Genomic DNA, 16,445 nt, shown 5'->3' with positions numbered 1-16,445 from the left:
TCAAGAATGCATGGGAACTTCCAAAAAGGATCTTTACGAAATTACTGCAATTTCTGGGGGTAAGACTCAAACCCTGGCGGTATTAAAGTCTGGTGAAGTTCTGGGTTGGGGTGCTGCAGGCAGCGGCCGCATTACCGAAGGATATGTTGATATCTGTAGCACCAGAGGCCCCTCGACAGAGCCTGTATTTATTGCAAAACCTTCTCAGTATTCAAGCGTTTGTGCCGGATATGGTGCCACCTTGGGCATTTCTAATAATCAGACTTATATTTGGGGATTTTGCCAAATTGGAATTGGTGGCGAGGAGCGATTCACTGAGGCGCCAACTGTAATTGACGGCATTCCTTCGGCATCTAAAGTTGCAGCAGGGCAATTTATTTATGCAGCCTTAGATCAGGCGGGTAATGTTCATACCTGGGGACTCAATAGCGATAGCGTATTGGGGCGAAGCACCACACAATTTAATGCTTTACCTGAAAAAATTAACGACATCCCACCAATGCAAGAGGTGGTGATTGGCGATAACTTCATGCTTGCATTAAGTAAAGATCAACGAGTGTATGCCTGGGGTAGTAATTCAGCTGGGCAATTGGGTTTAGGTCATCTCCAGTCAATTCCGCATCCAGAGCCTGTAGTTCTATCAGCATCAATTGCTTCGATTGCTGTTGGCTCAACCCATGTTTTAGCAGTTACACCCGCTGGCACCGTATATGGATGGGGTAGTAATCATATGGGGCAGCTCGGAAATGTGAAGCGTCCTTATTTTGATCGCCCAACACCAATAGCCTTCCCAGAAAAGATCACAGCAGTTGCTGCTGGTATGCATTACTCACTCGCCTTGGCGTCTTCAGGAAAAGTCTACGCGTGGGGCTGGAATGGTTTCGGTCAACTTGGATTGGGCGATCTTCAATCTCGGAATATTCCCACGCTAATTACATCCTTAACAGGAGTCCAATCCATAGCTGCCGGTGAAATCCATTCCTTAGCAATCACCAAGAACCAATTCTTGGGCTGGGGTTGTAATGAATCCGGTCAGCTTGGTAAAGCTGCAACAAGGCAGAAAACCCCCAATATCTTTTTTGAAATTGCCTAGACGATTATGTCAATGAATCGCAATCTTAAAAATCATCGGCGCGATTTCTTGCGCATGGGAGTGACGCTGGTATCAGGAACTGCAATACCTTTAGGCTTCACAGCGTGTAGTAAAGAAGATGAAGCAAAGAATGTAAATCCACTGCAAACTTTTGTACAGCCCATGATGTTGGAAGCCAAAAATGGCGTGCTTGATGTCACACTGACTGCATCGTATTGGGATGGCAAACTTTCTAGGGTTGATTCAGGGCAACAATATCCAGTTTCCTTGAGGGCCTATGGCTACGATGGTCATGGATCTAGTTACTCTGGCCCAACATTAGTTGTTCGAGGTGGTGAGCAATTGCGAATTAAGTTAGTCAATAACCTACCTGTTAATCCACCCTTCGTAGCATTTCGGGATCCAACGAACTACATCAAGCCCAATACTACTAATTTACATACCCATGGCTTGCATGTATTTCCAGGAATCTACCCAGACAAAAAAGATACTGAGTATGGTGATTATGTAGTTGATCCAAATGATGGTGGTGTTATTCCAAGGGGTGATACACGCCAGTATGTGTACAACTTACCCAAGAATCATCCTGCCGGACCTTTTTACTATCATCCTCAGTACCACGGCTCTAGTGCCATGCAAGTTGCAAGCTTGATGCAGGGTGTCATCATGGTTCGGGGTCCAGTGGATGATTTGCCAGAGATGGAACAAGCTAAAGAACTTATTTTCTTATTCCAAGCCCCGTATTTTTCAAAAGACAGTATTGAAAAGAATTATGGAGTAGGGGAAGGCTCTTTAGAAAGGTTTGCGCAGATTGCCAATGATCCAACTGGGCATGGTTTACATAGACCTGGCTATATCAATACTCAGCCAGTATTAATCAATGGTGTGCGTCAGCCTACTATTGTGATGGAAAGCGGAGAAGTACAGCGTTGGCGTTTTATTAATACCCAAGTATTTAATTACCTCAATCTCAATTTAGATGAGCATATTCTCTATCAATACACAACAGATGGATGGGGCAGCAGTCTGTATCAAGAATTTCCGGATAGCCGCCAAAAAGATGGCAGGGGAGTGGTATTGGCAGCAGGTAATCGCTCTTCAGTGATTGTGAAAGCAGGTAAGCCTGGAACCTATTTATTGAGGTCATTGCCAGTCAAAATTAGCCAAAGCAATAATCCTATCGTATTACCAGGAGATGTTTTGGCTAAGGTGATTGTGATGGAGGCGAAGAGAGCTATTGCACCGGTAGCTGAAAAAAATTCAGCAAGTGCTATGCCATCAGTACCGCTACCCGTTTCCGATTATTTAAAACCCATTAGTGACGAAGAGTTTGCCTCTGCTGGTGGTAAGAAGCGCAGCATTATCTTTAATATGGTTGGCAATCAAATAGAACAAAAAACGGATAGTAATTTTGTAGCATGGAATAAAGCATTGAATAGTCTTGCTGAAATGGGTTCCGATACCTTGGAATCTATTAAGAAAAATACTGCTAAGGCAAAACAGGAGGTGGCAAAGATTACTGGTAGACCTATAGAGGGTTCGGTTTACATTGCACCTAATCCCGTACCAAAATACGATTACGAGTTACAAGCTTCGAACACGATGATTCAAAATGTCATTCTCGGGGACGTAGAAGAGTGGACTATCTACAACTGTAATAACTTATCCCATGTTTTTCATATTCACGTCAATCCGATGTTGATTACCAAGATCAATGGTGTACCAATAAAGCCCTATTGGTGTGACACGGTTGCTTTGCCTGCTGGCGGAACAACTTCAGATCCTAAATCGATCACTTTCAGAATGCGTTTTGATGACTTCACAGGGCCGTATCTGATGCATTGCCAGATGCTTATACATTCAGATCTAGGGATGATTCAGCGGGTTACGGTAGTTCCACAATAGAAGCGAATAGCTACATACTGTTGATCTTTTATCTCTATAGGCTACTTGGCCACTAACTCTTTTTATTACAAAGGTATGTAAATTAAATGAGAAAATTTTTAGCCCAACATCTGTGATCTTCATTCACTACAGGCCAGGCTTAGCGCAGACCTTTAGAGAGGCCTAAAAAGAAAAATCTCCAAGATTTCTTTAAGGTTTTTGCATAACTGGGCAGTGGGCATGATTGGCTACGCCAAAACTTCGTTTTCGAACTCATGACCAACGGATAAACAGTCCGTTGCACTGATTTAAATATATTGCTACTTAGTCATCAAATGGGATATTTACTTCGATAAAGCTATTGCTTGAAGACTGATTAACTGCCGCAATAATTTCAGATGTATTAGGTTTTATTCTTGGCCAACTGGTTGTGCTAAGCACCACTATGGCAATTTTTCTTTGGATAAGATTCTGTTGATAGCGAAGATTAGTATCAGTTGTAATAAAAACCTCAAAACCATTTGATTCCGCTGCGCTTAAGAGTTCCCCATTTTTCAAAGTTGACCAACCTAATTCATAAGCAGTCGATACATCATGATTAGGTAAAAGATCTCTTAAGGGCGCAGGTGTTCCCTGATCAAATAATATTTTCACGCAGCAGTAAGTGAATTCTTGGCTGCAAAATCCAAAACAGCACGGGCTTGCTCTAATTTAATGCCTGGAAAGATTTCAATAAATTCTTTGATCGAAATTCCATCTTCTAAATTTTCAAAGAGGGCAGCAATAGGTACGCGGGATCCGGAAAATACCAAAGCTCCGCTAACGCGCTCGGGAGCGCTTTCTACAGCTGGGCAGTTTGACCAATTAATCATGATTAGATATTAGCATTTTGATGTTTTAAAGTCATCACTTCAAAGCACCCATATTAGGTAGTGCTTTTATAGGCCTTAAGACTGGTTTTTAGAGCAACGGTGCTAAAGTCCGTTGCTCTGAATTCTTCTGTTTCTGTAATGGAAAAGCCCCTGAATATACATTCAAGGGCTTTATTTTTGGTGGGTCGGGCGAGATTCGAACTCGCGACCAACGGATTAAAAGTCCGCTGCTCTACCGACTGAGCTACCGACCCAGTAAAACAAAGATTATAGCAAGAAGTTTAGGGGCTTTACTTGGCCTATCAAGGCATCCCTTTGAACCCTTGTGCTTACAAGTCCCTTATGAATTAGTGCGTCTGGCGACTGGCGGATTTTTAGAAAAATACTCCTTAATTCCCTTCAAAATTGCTTCTGCGATGCGGTCTTGATAGCCATCATCATTTAATCGAGCTTCTTCTTGAGGGTTGCTAATAAACGCTGTTTCTACCAGAATGGACGGGATATCTGGAGCCTTCAAAACGGCAAAACTGGCTTGTTCTACTTTTCCTTTGTGTAGGGGTGCAAATCCACCAATTTGTTTCAGAATCGAATTGCCTACTTGTAGGGAGTCCTTGATTTGAGCAGTTGTCGACATATCCAATAGCAAGTTAGCCACTTGCTGATCTTTGGTCTTGATATTGATGCCACCAATGAGGTCAGAAGCATTTTCTTTATTAGCCATCCAACGCGCCATTGAACTACTAGCACCAAGTTGTGAAAGTGCAAACACGGATGCCCCTTTGGCATGGGGCTGAATAAAGGCATCAGCATGAATGGAAACGAATAGGTCTGCCTCAACGCGTCTGGCTTTTTGTACTCTTGTGTTTAAAGGCACAAAGTAATCACCATCACGCGTTAAGAATGGCCGCATGTACGCTTCACCTTCAATCTTGTCACGCAGTCGCTTGGCAATTGAGAGCACTACATTTTTTTCTTTGGAGCCCATAGAGCCAATCGCCCCAGGGTCTTCGCCGCCATGTCCTGGATCAATGGCAATGGTAATCAGCCTTTTGTATTTTGCTGGTGCTTCTTTGGTTTCTGGAATCGCTTGAGCTACTGGAGCCTTCGGAATGTCTTTCTTAGCTGCAAATTGTGCAATCAGATCAATTTCTTCATTAGACTTTGCTAAAGCCGATTCCTTGCGGGCGCTACTTTTGACTAATTCCATTAACGGATCTGGCGGAGTAGTCGGGTAAAGGTCAAATACCATGCGGTACTTGTATTCCCCAACAGGCTCTAAAGTAAATAGCTGAGGCTTGATGGGTTCTTTTAAATCAAATACCAAGCGCACAATCCCCGGCTGAAATTGCCCTACCCGAATCTGGGAAACATAAGGATCATTCGGCTTTACCTTAGCTACCAGATCTTTGAGTGTGGGATTAAGTTCTAACCCTTGCACATCTACCACCAGACGATCTGGATTGGTCAGGATCTGTTGAGTAATAGGGAGTGGTGTATCAGACTCAAGGGTAATTCGGGTGTAATCCTCAGAAGGCCAAACTCGCACTCCTAAAATCTTGGCGCCCCAGGCAATATCCATCTCACCAAGTAATAAAACAAAACCTAATAACTTCGCCGAACTTTGTAAATAGCTTCTTCTGGAGAGATTGGTTTTTTGTTTACTCATGACTTGCTGGCTATTTAGCAATAGTGTTCATTGCATTGAGAACGCTAAGCCCTAGCTCTGATGCCGCTTGAATATGAATCTTGCGATCATTTTCTTCGGTACCGGCTATGAGAGAAATTCGGATATCAAATGTGGGGAGCGTACCTTCTGCTTTTTCAGGCCACTCAATTAAACAAAATCCAGGCTCATCGAAATATTCCCCAAAGCCTGCTTCTTGCCACTCTAATGGATCATTCATCCGAAAGAGATCAAAGTGATACGCAGTCAATGCTGCTTTACCGATCTGGAGTGGGTAGAGCTCACATAAGGTATAGGTAGGACTTTTGACTTTGCCCTCATGACCCAAGCCTTGAATAAGGTATCTAGCAAAAGTAGTCTTACCAGCGCCCAGATCACCCTCTAGGCTGATATTGAGGTGAGTCTGTGGATCTTTACTCAGAAGCTGAGTAATGCTAGCGGCAAAGTTCTTGGCTAAGGATGCTGTTTGCGCTTCCTGCCTACAATAGTGCTCAATAGATGCCTGTGTTTTGCCCATTACGCTAGTTTATTCAATTATTGAGCTACATTCTGTATTCATCATGACTTTTAGTAATTCTTCCTCCACATTAGACGAATCCAATCTGCGTAATTGGTTGGGGGAAGAGGCTGCAAAACTGGGCTTTGATCAATTACGCGTTACCGACACTTACTTAGGCTCTGCAAGTGAACGTTTGAAGCAATGGCTGGCAGATGGCCGTCATGGTGCTATGGAATATATGGAGCGTCATGCTGAGTTACGTTCAGATCCCCAGCTATTAGTGCCGGGCACTGTTCGAGTCATCTGCGTATCCATGAGCTACCTTCTTCCAGAAGGCGACTTTGATCGAGAATGGCAGCGTTTACAAGATCCTACTCAGGCAGTAGTTTCTATTTATGCGCGTGGTCGTGACTATCACAAGGTCTTACGCAATCGCTTACAAGAATTAACCCAGATGGTTGAAGCCAAAATAGGCGCCTTTGGTTATCGTGTCTTTACTGATTCTGCACCCTTGATGGAAGTAGAGTTGGCACGCAAAGCAGGTTTAGGTTGGCGTGGTAAACATACACTCTTGCTGAACCGAAATTACGGCTCGATGTTTTTCTTAGGTGAGATCTTGGTAGATATGCCATTACCCTTAGATGAAGAACAAGAAGATCACTGCGGAACTTGCAATGCCTGTATGACAGTGTGTCCTACACAAGCGATCACTGCACCGTATCAATTAGATGCACGCCGCTGCATTTCTTATCTCACAATCGAAAATCCTGGAGAAATTCCTCTGGAGTTTAGGCGGGCGATGGGTAATCGCATTTATGGATGTGATGATTGCCAGTTAATTTGTCCCTGGAATAAATTTGCTAAACGTACTGAGTTATCGGATTTTGCTGAGCGCCATGGTTTAGGCCAAGCTAGCTTGCTGCATTTGTGGTCATGGACAGAGGCAGAGTTCAATAAGCGCCATGAGGGCAGTGCCATTCGCCGCATTGGGTATCTGCGATGGCGCCGTAACTTAGCTGTGGCTATGGGCAATGCACTGGCTAGCCCGGATCTTTCATTTTCTGAGAAAGAATTAATTCGTAAAGCATTAAGCGATGCTTTGCCATCTGTCGAGCCTTTGGTTGCAGAGCATATCGAGTGGGCACTTTCTTAAGCAGGCTTTGGCCTATGCTTTTACAATCCTTGAATGTCATCAGCCGATCAACCTTATATCGACCCAAGTGAAATCCCTCTAGAGGGTTCGGCAGCCGAACGTTTTAAAAGTCGTAGTGATGCCTTTTGGTCTGGTATGCGAGATGCTGCTGGCGCTCCTGCAATGGTGCTCTTTGCAGGCATGGTGGGGTTTGGAGCAATGGGCCGCAGTGCAGGCCTTGATGGCTGGTTTACTACTTTCAGTAGTATTTTCATGTTTGCGTTGCCAGGTCAGGTGGTGCTGCTGGAGATGGTAGTCACTGGCTCTTCTGTGTTAGCAATTGCACTGGCTGTGACCTTGACCTCTACTCGCTTTGTCACTATGACAGTGACACTCTTTCCACAGCTCCATGATAAAGATCGTAATCGTCATCTTTATGCCTCAGTGCATTTACTAGCCATGACAGCCTGGGCTGTTTCAATGAAAGAGTTTTCATCCATTGAAGCTAAACATCGCTTAAGTTATTTTGTAGGCTTGGGTTTATTGTGTTGGCTACTCTCAGTTCCCGGCACCATCTTGGGATATTTTTTAGCAGGTTTAGTACCAACGCCAATCACTCTTGGCCTCGTCTTCATTAACCCACTTTTTTTCTTACTTACCTTTACCGAAGTGAAGCCATGGATTAATCGTATTGCTATTTGTTTAGGATGCCTTCTAGCGCCAATATTTACCATTCTTGATCGTGATACCAGTCTATTAACTACAGGCCTTATAGCTGGGACTGTTGCGTATTACATTGATCGTAAGTGGCTTCGCAAGAGAGCAGGGCTCATCGGATGATGCGTAGATGATGAATACTTCTCTTCAAGGCTGGGGTTTGTGGGTGGCCCTTGCTGGTGCGTGTGTTGGGACTTATGTGTGTCGCGCGATTGGTGTCATGCTCTCAGGACGCATTAACCAAGATAGTGAAATCTTTCGTTGGTTAACGGCAATTACTTATGCAATGGTAGCGACTTTGACAGTTCGCCTCATCTTATTTCCAATTGGTTTGATGAATAACGTTCCCACATGGGCCCGGATTTTGATTTGCGTACTTAGTATCGGGGTGATGGTGTCTAAACCTACCAAGCGTTTGATCCCAGCACTATTGACGGGAACGCTATTAATGATGGCTGTCGGCTTTATCCAATAAGCAATCTCAGTGGCCTCAGTGATCTTAGTAGCCCTGCTTTATCTAGAGATGTGCGGCTAAGATTCTGGCGATATGGACTGCCTCTCTTTGAGTGCCATCTGCAATTTGATGACGACAGCTCGTACCATCGGCTACTACCCAACTATCAGGCGCTTTACGAATCGCTGGCAATAGATTGGCCTCTGCCATTTGTTTCGATACTCCAATGTGTTCCGCTTCATAGCCAAAGCTACCAGCCATTCCGCAGCATGAAGATTCAATCAGTTTTGCTTGCGCATTCGGAATAAGTTTGAGTAATTCCATGGCGGGGGTCACTGCTGCAAATGCTTTTTGATGGCAGTGCCCATGAAACAAGACGGCTTTGTCTGCTGATTTGAGATTGAGGGTAAGTTTTCCTTCTCTTACTTCTTTAGCCAAGAATTCTTCTAAGAGTTGGGCTTGCTTGCTCACGCTGATAGCACGCTCGCCAAAGCCCATGACTAGTGCCTCATCTTTCAAAGTAAATAGACATGAGGGCTCCAGTCCAATGATGGGAATCTGTTTATCTGCATAGGGTACGAGATGATCCAGGAGCTCGCCTAAAGTTTCTTTCGCTTTATCCACCATGCCTGCGGCTAAATAGGTTCTACCGCAGCAAAACTCTTTAGAGCAAGTATTTTTAGATTGCTTGGTTTGATTAGTCTGATTTTTTTCTTTACTCTGACTCTTGTGTGGAATATGTACTTGATACCCAGCGGCTTTGAGTACTTGTAATGCTGCTTGCAGGTTCTCATCTTCAAAGTAGGCATTAAAGGTATCAGCCAGTAAGACCACGCCCTTTTTTGAGTCAGTGCTCAGTTGCTCTGGCGTAAATTGATGAGCATTAATGGACTTTCCTCTATTCCAAAAAGTCTTACTCTTCCAGATCGGTAAACTTCTTTGGGCAGATATTCCCATGACCCACTCTTGTAGCTTGGCAATGGGCGCGATGTGATTGCGTAGATTCAGAATGGTTGGCAGCAATGGGGTATTACTAATCATGCCTGCATATTTAGGCAGATAAGCTACTGCTAAATCGCGTAATGTATGCCCCATCCGCTTTTTATAAGCGGATAAAAACTCAATTTTCATCTTGGCCATATCTACGCCAGTTGGACACTCTCGGCGACAGGCTTTACAACTGACGCAAAGCTCCATTACTTCTTTAATGGCATCACTCGCTAGAGGCGAGCTTCCATCTTTAATATTTAATTGATTCGAAATTGCGAGTCGCAATGTATTGGCTCTACCGCGGGTGAGATGTTTTTCATCTCGAGTAACACGATAGCTGGGACACATCACTTCTGCATCAAACTTACGACAGTGGCCATTGTTATTGCACATCTCCACAGCTTTAGCTAAACCCATGGCAGGATCACCGCCTGTACCTGGGGCAGTCGTTTGCTCTGTTATTGGATCATTTTGAACATTCCAGGCCGACCAATCCAGTGCTGGTTGTAGCGGGATCACTTTATAGCTTGGTGGATATCTAAAGTTGCTGACATCATCCATCTTGGGTGGATTGATGATCTTGCCTGGATTAAATAATCCTTTTGGATCAAAGGCGTTTTTGATTTCTGCAAGGGCTTCGGTAATCTTGGGCCCAAATTGCCAGGAGATCCATTCGCCGCGACATAGACCATCTCCATGCTCGCCACTGTATGCCCCTTTGTATTTACGTACCAACTCAGAAGCCTCTTGCGCTACTGCTCGCATCTTTTGCGCGCCGTCTCTACGCATATCCAAAATAGGGCGAACGTGCAGAGTGCCAACAGAAGCATGGGCATACCAAGTTCCACGCGATCCGTATTTAGAGAAGACATCTGTCAATGCTTGGGTATAGTCAGCCAAACTCTCTAGTGGAACTGCACAGTCTTCAATAAAGCTCACTGGTTTGCCGTCACCTTTGAGGCTCATCATGATATTGAGGCCAGCCTTACGTACTTCCCATAAATTCTTTTGCAAGCTGGCATCTGGCATAGGTACTAGAGTGCCTGCTAAACCTAAATCACCCATAAGCTCTTCAAGTGCTTTGAGCTTTTCTAGGAGCGGAGCGTGTGACTCACCTGAGAACTCCACTAACAGAATGGCTTCGGGAGTTTTTGCTCGCGGATCAATCAAAGCTGTTTCAATGGTTTTCTGAAAACTGGGATTACTACGTGCCAAATCAATCATGGTGCGATCGACCAATTCCACAGCGGTAGGGCCGAGCTTGACAATATGTTGAGCACTATCCATCGCTTTATAAAAGCTGGCAAAGTTCACAATGCCAAGCACTTTATGTCCTGCTAGCGGAGAGAGTTTGAGCTTGAGAGACTTAAAGTAGGCGAGCGTACCTTCACTGCCAACCAATAGATGCGAAAGATTGACACTGCCATCTTGGGTGTAGGGCAATTCACTTTGAGGATGAAAGATGTCCAGGTTATATCCCGCCACCCGTCTGAGTACTTTCGGAAAGCGAGCTTCAATCTCGGGTTGAAGCGTGTTTGCCAAGCCTTTGACAAAGTCACCCAGTTGTTTAGCAACACCAGAACTATTGGCGTAGTCTGAAAATTGTCCAATTTGCCCATTGGCTAGCCAAGCATCAATACCTAAGACGTTATGCACCATATTGCCGTAAGCAATAGAGCGACTTCCGCATGAGTTGTTGCCTGCCATGCCACCAATTGTGGCTTGCCCTCCAGTAGAAACATCTACTGGATACCAAAGGCCATATTGTTTTAATTGAGCGTTGAGATGATCGAGAACCATGCCAGGCTCTACTTCAACATAGCCTTGATCAATATTGAGATCGAGAACATTTCTGAAGTATTTGCTGTTATCAATGACTAGTGCAGTGCCAGTAGTCTGACCACATTGACTAGTGCCGCCTCCTCTAGGTAATACGGGTACTTTGAGATCAGCTGCAATCTCAATTGCTGTAGCAATATCTTCTGCGGTCTTTGGCACCAATACGGCAACGGGCATCGCTTGATAAATGGAAGCATCGGTTGCATATCTACCGCGACTGGCAATATCTGTCATGACTTCACCAGAGGTCTCTTGTTTGAGACGCTTAGCCAGCAAGCTTTGATCCATCATGACTTCTTTGATATCCATGGGCTTATTCATGATTTGCAGACCTGTGCCATCTCTTCGGATTTCAGGAGCTGTATTACAACATCCCGTTTATTGGTGACATGCGAGATCATGACCTTGCGCATCCGAGCGCTATCTCTTGCCTTAAGGGCATCTAGCATTTCTTGATGTTCTTCAACAGCCTTTTCCCACTTGACGCCATCTTGATTAGAGCGAAAGCGTAAGGCTTCGATTCGCGCATTAACTTGTGAAAAGACTTTAGTCAGTACTGGATTATTAGCAGCCTGATTAATGAGATGATGAATTCCGAGATTGAGTTTGTAGTAGCTCGATAAATCTCTTCTGGCATAAGAGGCCATCATTTCATACTGAAGGGCTTCTAATTCCGAGAGGGTACTCTCGTTAATATTTTTAGCGGCTAACTCTCCAGAGTAGCCCTCTAACTCGGCAATCACATCAAAGGTATGTATGACATCTGCAAGGCTGAGTTGAATCGCAATCGCACCACGATTAGCAATGAGCTCTACTAAACCATCAGCTGCTAATCTGCGAATCGCTTCCCGAATAGGAGTACGAGAAACATTGAGTCTCTCGGCCAACTCCCGCTCATTGAGTTTGCTACCGGGTGCAATCTTGCCTTCGACCAATAATGAGCGCAAGGCTTGAAAAGTGGCCTCATGCAAATTTTGTGAACCCGTTTGTTCTATCAACGCCATATCTTGCCTTAATTTGTATACAAAATAATAATAAGCCATCACAAATGATAAATAAACCCTTATTTAAGCTTATTTTAGGTTTATTAGACATATTTTTTGCATACAAAATGGTAAATTGGGAAAAATTACCGTACACTAATGCCACTATTAACCCTAAAACTCAGTGAGACAAAGCATGCTGAAACTAGATAACCACGCGTCAGGCCGTCACTTTTTACATATTCCAGGGCCAAGCCCGGTGCCCCCACGCGTTTTGCGTGCCATTAGCTATCAGACTATCGACCACCGCGGTCCTGAGTTTGGTGCATTTGGTTTGAAGGTACTTGAAGGTATCAAAAAGATTTTTAAGACCGAACATCCCGTCATCATTTATTCCGCTTCGGGAACTGGTTCATGGGAAGGTGCTTTAGTGAACGTTGTAAATCCTGGCGATAAGGTCCTTTTTTACGAGACTGGTCAGTTCGCTTACTTATGGAAAGCGCTTGCAGCCAAAATTGGTTTGCAGGCTGAGGTGATTGGGAAGCCTGGTAAAGATACCTGGCGTTGGGGTGTTGATGCTTCCGTGATTGAAGAGCGTTTGCGCAAAGATACTCAACACGAAATCAAAGCGGTTTGTGTTGTTCATAACGAGACTTCAACTGGCATGACATCTGATATCTTGGCAGTTCGCAAAGCCATTGATGCTGCTAAACATCCCGCATTGCTGATTGTTGATAGCGTGTCTGGCTTGGGTTCAGCAGACTATCGCCATGATGAGTGGGGTGTTGATGTCACTGTTGCTGGATCGCAAAAAGGTTTGATGTTGCCACCAGGAATTGGCTTTAACGCACTCTCACCGAAAGCGATTGAAGTAAGTAAGCACAGCAAGTTTCCGAAAGCGTATTTAGCCTGGGATGAAATCTTAGAGTCCAACAAAAATGGCTATTGGCCAACCACACCGAGTACCAATTTAATGTACGGTTTGCATGAGGCGATGGATATGATGATGGCCGAAGGTTTGGATACGATTTTTGCGCGTCATCAACGTTTGGCGCAGGCATGTCGTCGTGCGGTGGCAGCCTGGGGTCTTGAAAACCAATGTGAAGATTCCAGTGCGTATTCACCGGTATTAACTGCTGCCGTAGTGCCCGAGGGAATGGATGCTGATCTCGTGCGCAAACATGCTTTAGAAAAGTTCAACCTTTCATTAGGAACTGGACTGGGCAAGTTGAAAGGTAGGATTTTCCGTATCGGTCATTTAGGTGACTGTAATGAGCTCAGTCTGATGGCGGCACTTAGCGGGGCGGAAATGAGCTTAGGCGCGATGGGCTATAAACCCAAGGAAAGTGGTGTTGTAGCCGCTCAGGACTTCTTAAAGTAAGCGCTGGTAAGGCTAGCACCGCTATACCCCTTATAATTCAGGCACTTTTATTGCTTTTACCAAACTATATTCGAGACAGAAAGATTACCCATGTTAGCTACTAAACATTATTTGACTCAAGCTGATACACAAAAGATTTTGGATGCAGCTGATAAACATGCTGCTGCAAATAACTGGGCAGTAACGATTGCTGTTTGTGATGAAGGCGGTCATATGCTCGGTATGATTCGTCGCGATGGTTGCGCTCCCTTATCTGCTTATATCGCTCAAGAAAAAGCACGTACTGCTGCGATGGGTACACGCGAGACTCGTGTTTATGAAGAAATTATTAATAACGGTCGCCATGCTTTTTTATCTGCCCCTCACGTTTCAGGCATGTTAGAAGGTGGCGTCAATATCGTGGTAGATGGTCATACCATCGGCGCAGTCGGCGTTTCCGGCGTTAAATCGGCTGAGGATGCTGCCACTGCTAAGGCCGGCATTGCAGCCATTCTGTAAGTTACCTTGATAAATACTGATACTGAAATAACCCCCTCTACAGGGCTTAGCGAATCCGCTAGTCCTACAGAAACTTCTGCGGCAACCATTACCTTTGCTGACTTTGGTTTAGATCCTAAGATTCAAAAAGCAGTCTCTGAACAGGGTTACACCATTCCTACGCCGATTCAGGCGCAAGCAATTCCGCATGTATTGCTTGGTAGCGACTTGATGGGCGCAGCTCAAACAGGTACTGGTAAGACGGCAGCCTTTGTATTGCCCATCATTCAAAAGATTTTGCGTCACGCTAGTAATAGCGCTTCACCTGCGCGTCATCCAATTCGTGCCTTGGTTTTAACGCCAACGCGAGAGCTGGCTGTCCAGGTAGCTGAGAATGCTGCTAGTTATTCCAAGCACACAGACTTGCGTACAGCCGTTGTCTATGGCGGTGTGGATATGAAAGAGCAAGTTGCCTTGCTACGCAATGGTGTCGAGATTTTGATTGCGACCCCTGGCCGCTTGTTAGATCACATTGGCTCTAAAGTCGCGAATTTATCGCAAGTAGAGTTACTCGTGCTAGATGAAGCTGATCGCATGCTCGATATGGGTTTCTTGCCGGATTTACAACGTATTATTAATTTGATTCCAGCGCAAAGACAAACACTCTTGTTTTCTGCGACCTTCTCGCCAGAGATTAAAAAGCTTGCGCAAAGTTATTTACGTACGCCCGTAACGGTAGAAGTAGCACGCCAAAATGCGGCAGCAGATACAGTTTCACAAGTGATTCACATGGTGTCATCCAGTGATAAGCAGCGCGCTATTGTGAAAGTGCTTGAGGCTCGTACCCGTCAGGGTTTATCGCGTCAATGCATCATCTTCACCAATAGCCGTTTGGGTTGTGCCAAGTTAGCCCGCGCCTTAGAGCGTGATGGCATTAAGGCTGGAGCTATTCATGGCGATAAGAGTCAAGGTGAACGTACCCTTACTTTAGATGCCTTTAAATCAGGCGCAATTGAGGTCTTAGTAGCAACTGATGTGGCGGCCCGCGGTCTGGATATCCCTGATATGCCTTGCGTGATTAATCATGAGTTACCTTACAACGCCGAAGACTTTATTCACCGCATCGGTAGAACTGGTCGCGCTGGCAGTAAGGGTGATGCGATTGCCTTAGTAGATGCTAGTGAAAAGCGTTTGCTCGATGATATTGAAAGGCTCATGAAGCGTAAGTTAGATGTGAAGCCTTTGCCTGAAGGAAGCGGCGTAAGCTCTGGAAGCTCTGGTAGTGCTTCATCAGCTAGAAACCCATCGACTTCATCTGCTCCAGCAAAAATGTCAGATCCATTTTTCTATATGCCTTATGAGCCGGGTACTGCAAAAGACCTAGATGCGAACTCCAGCACTTCATCTGCCACTGAGGTTAAAAAAGTAGGGATCGTTCCTGCTAAGCCTACTGTAGGTGCCTTACTCGGCGGCTTTAAGAAAAAGTAATTACTTTCCCCAGGCTAGAGTGGCCGCATGCAGCCACTGGGCAATCGTGATGTTCTCGCTATTTGGCAGATCTCTTAATCCCAAATGTTTTGCCGCTTTGCGTAATTCTGTAAGGGCATCTTTAGACGTCTCCGTCTGAATTGGGGTCGCTAAAGTTTGCTTACTTAATTTCTCGCCATGTTCATCTAGTACCAATGGAAGATGTCGGTATTGAGGGGTATTCATTCCCAAAACATGTTGTAGATATATTTGTCTACCAGTATTACTGAGTAAATCTTCCCCTCTCACGATATGGGTAATACCTTGAAGGGCATCATCCACTACCACTGCTAGTTGATAGGTAAATAATCCATCGTTACGCTTGAGAACAAAATCTCCAACTTCTGGATTGAGGTTTTCAGATTGCTTACCTAGAGCCAGATCCTCAAAGACGATTTCACAATTTTTGGGAAGGGCGATTCTCCAGGCAGCTTTAGTGCTGTTGAGTTCTTCTTTGCTATAGGTTTTTAATTGTTCTGGTCGACAGGTGCCTGGATAGACCATTTCTTGATTTCGAGGAGTTTGAATACCTCGTTCCGCCAAGGTGTTCGCAATCATTTGGCGAGAGCAGGTGCAGGGGTAGATTAATTGGAGTGTATTTAAGCGCTCTAAAGCAGCTTGATAGCCTTCCTGCCGTTTAGATTGCCAAGTGAGCTCCTCATCCCATGACAATCCACAAGCTACTAGCTGTGACTGTATTTGCTGAGCAGCCCCTGGAATAGTGCGCGGGACGTCTAAATCCTCGATTCTAAGTAGCCATTTACCGCCATTTTTTTGGGCATCCAACCAGCTTCCTAGGGCGGCAACTAGGGATCCAGCATGGAGTGGGCCAGTCGGGGAAGGGGCAAACCGCCCGCGATAGCCGACTGGTTGGGAGGAAGGGTTTTTCAACTTGGACACAGCTAAAATCATC

At 44.9% G+C, this 16,445-nt stretch carries 15 protein-coding genes and 1 tRNA gene; 8 read left to right on the top strand and 8 right to left on the bottom strand.

Annotated elements, in window-relative coordinates; genetic code table 11:
- Window positions 1-10 precede the first annotated feature (10 nt).
- Together ICN38_RS06445 and ICN38_RS06440 are read left to right on the top strand one after the other, a co-directional pair.
- Window positions 11-1,093 carry a hypothetical protein gene (locus ICN38_RS06445; RefSeq protein WP_216256221.1) on the top strand — a complete coding sequence of 361 codons (1,083 nt, stop codon included), beginning with the start codon at window positions 11-13 and terminating at the stop codon, window positions 1,091-1,093.
- Window positions 1,094-1,105: 12 nt separating this feature from the next.
- Window positions 1,106-2,998 carry a multicopper oxidase family protein gene (locus ICN38_RS06440; protein WP_216256220.1) on the top strand — a complete coding sequence of 631 codons (1,893 nt, stop codon included), beginning with the start codon at window positions 1,106-1,108 and terminating at the stop codon, window positions 2,996-2,998.
- A gap of 303 nt (window positions 2,999-3,301) precedes the next feature.
- On the opposite strand, the gene ICN38_RS06435 is transcribed toward ICN38_RS06440, so the two are convergent.
- From ICN38_RS06435 to tsaE, 5 genes are all read right to left on the bottom strand, one after another.
- Window positions 3,302-3,631, bottom strand: coding sequence for a hypothetical protein (locus ICN38_RS06435; protein WP_216256219.1), 330 nt, complete (start codon window positions 3,629-3,631; stop codon window positions 3,302-3,304).
- Window positions 3,628-3,849 (bottom strand): DUF433 domain-containing protein, encoded by a 222-nt coding sequence (locus tag ICN38_RS06430; protein ID WP_216201644.1) that lies wholly within the window; start codon window positions 3,847-3,849, stop codon window positions 3,628-3,630. The genes ICN38_RS06435 and ICN38_RS06430 overlap by 4 nt, the downstream gene beginning before the upstream one ends.
- A gap of 178 nt (window positions 3,850-4,027) precedes the next feature.
- Window positions 4,028-4,103: transfer RNA gene (locus ICN38_RS06425), tRNA-Lys, on the bottom strand.
- An 86-nt stretch (window positions 4,104-4,189) separates the two neighbouring features.
- The gene (locus ICN38_RS06420) at window positions 4,190-5,515 is read right to left on the bottom strand and encodes an N-acetylmuramoyl-L-alanine amidase (RefSeq protein WP_216256218.1); all 1,326 of its coding nucleotides are present in this window, start codon (window positions 5,513-5,515) and stop codon (window positions 4,190-4,192) included.
- Between the two features lie 10 nt (window positions 5,516-5,525).
- Window positions 5,526-6,050, bottom strand: coding sequence for a tRNA (adenosine(37)-N6)-threonylcarbamoyltransferase complex ATPase subunit type 1 TsaE (tsaE, locus tag ICN38_RS06415; protein ID WP_216256217.1), 525 nt, complete (start codon window positions 6,048-6,050; stop codon window positions 5,526-5,528).
- A 43-nt stretch (window positions 6,051-6,093) separates the two neighbouring features.
- On the opposite strand from tsaE, the gene queG reads away from it, so the two are divergent.
- From queG to ICN38_RS06400, 3 genes are read left to right on the top strand one after another with little or no spacing between them, the layout of a single operon-like run.
- Window positions 6,094-7,185 carry a tRNA epoxyqueuosine(34) reductase QueG gene (queG, locus tag ICN38_RS06410; RefSeq protein ID WP_216256216.1) on the top strand — a complete coding sequence of 364 codons (1,092 nt, stop codon included), beginning with the start codon at window positions 6,094-6,096 and terminating at the stop codon, window positions 7,183-7,185.
- A gap of 33 nt (window positions 7,186-7,218) precedes the next feature.
- Window positions 7,219-8,004, top strand: coding sequence for an AzlC family ABC transporter permease (locus ICN38_RS06405; protein WP_216256215.1), 786 nt, complete (start codon window positions 7,219-7,221; stop codon window positions 8,002-8,004).
- A gap of 7 nt (window positions 8,005-8,011) precedes the next feature.
- Entirely contained in the window at window positions 8,012-8,356 is a 345-nt protein-coding gene (locus tag ICN38_RS06400; protein WP_255562730.1) for an AzlD domain-containing protein, read from the top strand.
- Window positions 8,357-8,398: 42 nt separating this feature from the next.
- On the opposite strand, the gene ICN38_RS06395 is transcribed toward ICN38_RS06400, so the two are convergent.
- Together ICN38_RS06395 and ICN38_RS06390 are read right to left on the bottom strand one after the other, a co-directional pair.
- Window positions 8,399-11,485 (bottom strand): FAD-binding and (Fe-S)-binding domain-containing protein, encoded by a 3,087-nt coding sequence (locus ICN38_RS06395; protein ID WP_216256214.1) that lies wholly within the window; start codon window positions 11,483-11,485, stop codon window positions 8,399-8,401.
- Entirely contained in the window at window positions 11,482-12,168 is a 687-nt protein-coding gene (locus ICN38_RS06390) for a GntR family transcriptional regulator (RefSeq protein ID WP_216256213.1), read from the bottom strand. The genes ICN38_RS06395 and ICN38_RS06390 overlap by 4 nt, the downstream gene beginning before the upstream one ends.
- A 175-nt stretch (window positions 12,169-12,343) precedes the next feature.
- Here ICN38_RS06390 and ICN38_RS06385 point away from each other — a divergent pair, with 175 nt between their 5' ends.
- The 3 genes from ICN38_RS06385 (at window position 12,344) to ICN38_RS06375 (ending at window position 15,493) form a co-directional block, all read left to right on the top strand.
- Window positions 12,344-13,528 carry an alanine--glyoxylate aminotransferase family protein gene (locus tag ICN38_RS06385; RefSeq protein WP_216256212.1) on the top strand — a complete coding sequence of 395 codons (1,185 nt, stop codon included), beginning with the start codon at window positions 12,344-12,346 and terminating at the stop codon, window positions 13,526-13,528.
- A gap of 90 nt (window positions 13,529-13,618) precedes the next feature.
- Window positions 13,619-14,026: a heme-binding protein gene (locus ICN38_RS06380; RefSeq protein WP_216256211.1), complete on the top strand. Its 408-nt coding sequence runs from the start codon at window positions 13,619-13,621 to the stop codon at window positions 14,024-14,026.
- A 6-nt stretch (window positions 14,027-14,032) separates the two neighbouring features.
- Window positions 14,033-15,493 carry a DEAD/DEAH box helicase gene (locus tag ICN38_RS06375; protein ID WP_216256210.1) on the top strand — a complete coding sequence of 487 codons (1,461 nt, stop codon included), beginning with the start codon at window positions 14,033-14,035 and terminating at the stop codon, window positions 15,491-15,493.
- On the opposite strand, the gene gluQRS is transcribed toward ICN38_RS06375, so the two are convergent.
- Complete coding sequence (gene gluQRS, locus ICN38_RS06370) at window positions 15,494-16,444, bottom strand: tRNA glutamyl-Q(34) synthetase GluQRS (protein ID WP_216256209.1); 951 nt, start codon at window positions 16,442-16,444, stop codon at window positions 15,494-15,496.
- Window position 16,445 lies beyond the last annotated feature (1 nt).

The organism is Polynucleobacter sp. AP-Melu-500A-A1 (assembly GCF_018882125.1).
Classification (GTDB): domain Bacteria; phylum Pseudomonadota; class Gammaproteobacteria; order Burkholderiales; family Burkholderiaceae; genus Polynucleobacter.
This window is presented reverse-complemented; position numbering and strand designations above follow the sequence as displayed.